Here is a 2,615-nt window from a genome sequence, read left to right on the forward strand (position 1 = left end):
ACACGGGGGCTCGCGTACGACACCGATCCAGTGTGGGAGCGAGCCTGCTCGCGAAGGGGCTTGACTCGGTTTACCTCCCTGCCCCGTCCGACGACCGGTTGCACTTCCGGTCAACGCGTTCATGGCCGAAAGCTGGCTGAAAGCTTGCGCGATTAGGATCGCCCTCACTGCCGGCAACAGACCGGTTGGCCAATGCGAGTGTTCGATTGCTCGCCAGGTCCATTTAACAACAACAATGGTGATTCTGATGTCCTCTGTAACCCGCCTCCTCGTTGTCACTCCGCCCGTACGTCTCGTGCTTCCCGTTCTGCGCTGACCCGACCCGGTCCGCCCATTCCCTAGCCGCGCCACGCCTGGAGTATTCCCATGCTGACTTTCCTTGGCTTCGCCATGGTCATCACCTTCATGTTCCTGATCATGACCAAGCGCCTGTCCGCGCTGATCGCCCTGATCATCATCCCGATCGTCTTCGCCCTGTTCGGTGGTTTCGGCCCGAAAATCGGCCCGATGATGCTTGAAGGCATCACCAAGCTCGCGCCGACCGGCGTGATGCTGATGTTCGCCATTCTGTACTTTGCCCTGATGATCGACTCCGGCCTGTTCGACCCGGCCGTGCGCAAGATCCTCAAGATGGTCAAGGGTGACCCCCTGAAAGTATCGGTCGGCACCGCCGTACTGGCGCTCGTCGTTTCCCTCGATGGTGACGGCGCGACCACTTACATGATCTGCGTGGCCGCCATGCTGCCGCTTTACAGCCGCATCGGCATGAGCCCGCGGATCATGGCCGGTCTGATCATCCTCGCCGGTGGCGTGATGAACATGACCCCATGGGGTGGCCCGACCGCCCGTGCGGCCAGTGCGCTGCATGTGGATCCGTCGGCGATCTTCGTCCCCATGATTCCGGCGATGGCTGCCGGTGTCGTGGCTATCCTGGCCATCGCTTATTTCTACGGCAAACGTGAGCGTGCGCGCCTGGGTGAACTGCATCTGGTCGGCGATGAAATCGATCACAGCGAAATCAGCGTTTCCCAGTTCCCGGATGCCCGTCGTCCGAAGCTGATCTGGTTCAACGGCGCCCTGACCCTGGGCCTGATGTGCACCCTGATCGCCGGCCTGCTGCCGCTGCCGGTGCTGTTCATGGTGGCTTTCAGTATCGCGATGATCGTCAACTATCCGTGCCTGCAGCAGCAGAAGGATCGCGTCGCGGCGCACGCCGGCAGCGTGCTGGCAGTGGTCGGGCTGATCTTTGCCGCCGGCATCTTCACCGGTATCCTGTCGGGCACCGGTATGGTCGATGCCATGTCGAAAAGCCTGCTGTCGGTGATCCCTGATTTCCTCGGCCCGTATTTGGCCGTGATCACGGCGCTGGTGAGCATGCCGTTCACCTTTTTCATGTCGAACGATGCATTTTATTACGGCGTGTTACCGGTACTTGCCGAAGCCGCCAGCCATTACGGTATAACCGCGGTGGAAATGGCACGTGCCTCGATCGTCGGTCAGCCCGTCCACTTGCTGAGCCCGCTGGTACCATCGACTTACCTGTTGGTGGCCCTGGCCGGGATCGATTTTGGTGATCACCAGCGCTTCACCCTGAAGTGGGCAGTGCTGGTGTGCATGTGCATACTGGTCGCCGCGTTGCTGATGGGGATTTTTCCGCTGTTCAGCACTCTATAAGCCCAAGACTCACCATTGAGGGTCCAGGCTTCGCTGTTTGAAGCCCGGACCCTTTGTGGTTTAACACTCGCTCAAAGGAATACACATGGAATGGCTGACCAACCCTGAAATCTGGGTTGCCTTCTTCACCCTGACCGCCCTGGAAATCGTCCTGGGCATCGATAACATCATCATGATTTCGATCCTGGTCAGCCGCATGCCCAAGCACATGCAGGCGCGCACCCGGATTTTCGGCCTGGCGCTGGCCATGATCACGCGGATTCTGTTGTTGCTGTCGATCACCTGGGTCATGCGTCTCACCGCCGATCTGTTCGAAGTGTTCGGCCAGGGCATTTCCGGGCGAGACCTGATCCTGTTCTTCGGTGGTCTGTTCCTGCTGTGGAAGAGCTCGCAAGAGATGTACCACGCGCTGGAAGGCGAAGATGAAACCCATGATGAGCCGAGCGTCAAGGGCGGCAGCTTCCTGTACACCATCATCCAGATCGCGATCATCGATATCGTGTTCTCCCTGGATTCGGTGATCACCGCCGTGGGCATGGTTTCCCATGTACCGGTCATGGTCGCTGCGATCGTCGTCGCCGTACTGGTGATGATGCTGGCCGCCGGTACCATCAGTGCGTTCATCGACAAGCACCCGTCGCTGAAAATGCTGGCGCTGGCGTTCCTGTTGCTGGTCGGTACCGTGTTGATTGCCGAGTCCTTCGAAGTGCACTTGCCAAAAGGCTACGTCTATTTCGCGATGGCATTCTCGCTGGCAGTGGAAGCGATCAACATCAAGATGCGCACCGCGATTGCCAAAAAGAAGAAGCAGCAGGATCCGGTGAAACTGCGCAAGGACATTCCGGGGCAGTAACCCTGTTGTCTGCCGCTTAGCGCGCAAAACCTGTGGGAGCGAGCCTGCTCGCGAAGAGGGAATGCCAGTCGACATCAAAGTCGTCTGT

At 59.2% G+C, this 2,615-nt stretch carries 2 protein-coding genes; both read left to right on the top strand.

The window, feature by feature from the left end; translation table 11 throughout:
* Nucleotides 1-366: 366 nt before the first annotated feature.
* The gene (locus ACW9HW_RS29735) at nt 367-1,674 is read left to right on the top strand and encodes a CitMHS family transporter (protein ID WP_056854231.1); all 1,308 of its coding nucleotides are present in this window, start codon (nt 367-369) and stop codon (nt 1,672-1,674) included.
* Between the two features lie 85 nt (nt 1,675-1,759).
* A complete protein-coding gene (locus tag ACW9HW_RS29740) occupies nt 1,760-2,527 on the top strand; it encodes a TerC family protein (RefSeq protein WP_095194499.1) in 768 nt (255 codons plus the stop codon).
* Nucleotides 2,528-2,615: the final 88 nt, after the last annotated feature.

The organism is Pseudomonas sp. SDO5532_S415, from assembly GCF_054071155.1.